The sequence below is a fragment of the Bradyrhizobium sp. NAS80.1 genome, assembly GCF_001908205.1.
In the GTDB taxonomy this organism is placed as follows: Bacteria; Pseudomonadota; Alphaproteobacteria; order Rhizobiales; family Xanthobacteraceae; genus Bradyrhizobium.
The window spans coordinates 1-2,021 of record NZ_LGHL01000335.1 but is presented as its reverse complement, the minus strand read 5'-3'; the positions used below and the strand labels follow the sequence as shown (position 1 = coordinate 2,021).

2 protein-coding genes and 1 pseudogene are annotated in these 2,021 nt (G+C 62.8%); 2 read left to right on the top strand and 1 reads right to left on the bottom strand.

From position 1 onward, the window contains the following. Positions 1-32 precede the first annotated feature (32 nt). Positions 33-530, bottom strand: coding sequence for a DUF1993 domain-containing protein (locus AC629_RS42995; RefSeq protein WP_084810660.1), 498 nt, complete (start codon positions 528-530; stop codon positions 33-35). 114 nt (positions 531-644) lie between these two features. Here AC629_RS42995 and AC629_RS42990 point away from each other — a divergent pair, with 114 nt between their 5' ends. Both AC629_RS42990 and AC629_RS42985 read left to right on the top strand, forming a co-directional pair. Continuing rightward, complete coding sequence (locus tag AC629_RS42990) at positions 645-1,424, top strand: transporter substrate-binding domain-containing protein (RefSeq protein ID WP_084810659.1); 780 nt, start codon at positions 645-647, stop codon at positions 1,422-1,424. A gap of 170 nt (positions 1,425-1,594) precedes the next feature. Then, positions 1,595-2,021: pseudogene (locus AC629_RS42985) on the top strand (DUF2147 domain-containing protein); the annotation flags it as partial.

Below are 2,021 nucleotides of genomic sequence, written 5' to 3'. Positions count from 1 at the left end.
GAAAACCGCTGCACACTTTTCCGGATCATGCTCTACTTGCGACCGAGATAATCCTTCTTCACGAGCTCGACGCCTGCGTGTCGCAAGAGGTTGTAGGCCGTCGTGACGTGAAAGAAGAACTGCGGGACGCTGAAGGTCAGCAACAGCGTCCGCCCTGTGAACGGCAGCTCGGTCCCGTTCTTCAGCCTGAAGAAGACATTCTGCTCCGCCGCCGCATCGATCGCGGCGCGCGACAGGCTTTCGATGAATTCGATTGACGTCGCAATGCGCGCTTGGAGCCCGGCCATGTCGTGCTCCAGCACCGGCAGCGCGACGGGCTCGCGCTGCGCCAGCAACGCCGACGCGACCACGGCGTGCCGACAGGCCTCACCGACCTGTTGCGCCAGATCGTACATGTTCGGCGCCAAGCGCATGCCGAGCAGAACCGTCGGGTTGAACTTGCGGGCCTCCGCATAGGCGACGCCTTTGTCGAGTAGTGCGGACAGGTTGCGCAGGTACGGCACGAAGAGGCCGACCGAGGCCTCGTACATCGAGATCGTCACGTCAAGATTCCCTTCAATTCCGTCTCGCCAATGACTGGCATCTGGTCTAAATCCACCGCTCAAGAGCTGCACAATGACAGCTCGGGCATGGGTGGAAAAGAGATGATCGTTCGAATCGTGGCGGCTTTGGCCGTGATGTTGCTGGCAAACCTTTCGGCCTATGCGCAGCAAGCGCCCTCGCGTCTCGACGAGATCGTCAAGCGCGGCACTTTGCGCGTCGGCATGACCGGCGACTACAAGCCCTTCACCTATCTCGACAAGGCCACGCAGCAATTCAGCGGCTTCGACGTCGATATGGCGGAGGCGCTCGGCAAGGCGCTCGGCGTCAAGGTCGAATTCGTGCCGACGGCCTGGCCGAAGCTGATGAAGGATTTCGAGGCCGACCAGTTCGACATCGCCATGGGCGGCGTCTCGGTCACGCTCGACCGGCAGAAGAAGGGATTCTTCTCGATTCCGATCATGCGTGAGGGCAAGACGCCGATCGCGCGCTGCGCCGATGTCGGCAAGTACCAGACCGTCGCCGATATCGACAAGAAGGGCACCCGCGTGATCGTCAATCCGGGCGGCACCAATGAGCGATTTGCGCGTGCCAATATAAAGGACGCCGACATCAACGTCTTCCCGGACAACACCGTGATCTTCGACGAGATCGCCAAGGGCAATGCCGACCTGATGATGACGGACGCCTCCGAGACCCGCTACCAGCAGAAGCAGCATTCAGGCGTGCTCTGCGCGGTGCACCCGGACAAGCCGTTCGACTTCTCTGAGAAGGCCTATTGGCTGCAGCGCGACATGGCGCTGAAGGCCTTCGTCGACCAATGGCTGCACATTTCGATGGAAGACGGCAGCTACCGCAAGATTTACGCCGCCTGGTTCGAATAGGCCGCGTCCTCCTGTCGCTTGCTTCGGCCAAATTGTGGACGGGTTCCGGGCGCATTGAACCCGAACCTGCCAGAGCACGACTCATACGGACGGAAGTGATCTAGATCACTTTTTGCGATCGAGCCGGCGCGTAAGCGTCGGCGCGGGGACCACCTGTTCAGGAGACGGAAATGAGGAAGCTGTTGGCCACGGCCGCATTCCTTTTGGCGAGCACCGCTGCGCATGCGCAGTACACCATCGAATATGGCGGGCATACCATCCGCATCGACCCCGACCGCGGCACGGTCTCGATCCCCGGCGTCTACGACAACACCGGCCAGGGCAAGGCCAAGAAGGCCAAGAAGAACGAGACACAGCCGCCGCAGCAGACCAAGGTCGATCCGCAAACACCGGCTGCTCCAGCGCCAGCCCCGGCTCCCGTCGTCGCGCCGCCTGCGCCTGCCGCCGCAGCCGCAGCGCCACCTCCTGCTGTACCGCCCCCGCCGGCTCCGCCGACGACCACCGCCAACAATGCTCCAGCCGATACGGCCGTGCTGCCGCCTCCAGCGCCCGCTCCAGTCGAGCAACAGGCTGCTCCCGCCGTGACGCCGCCGCCGG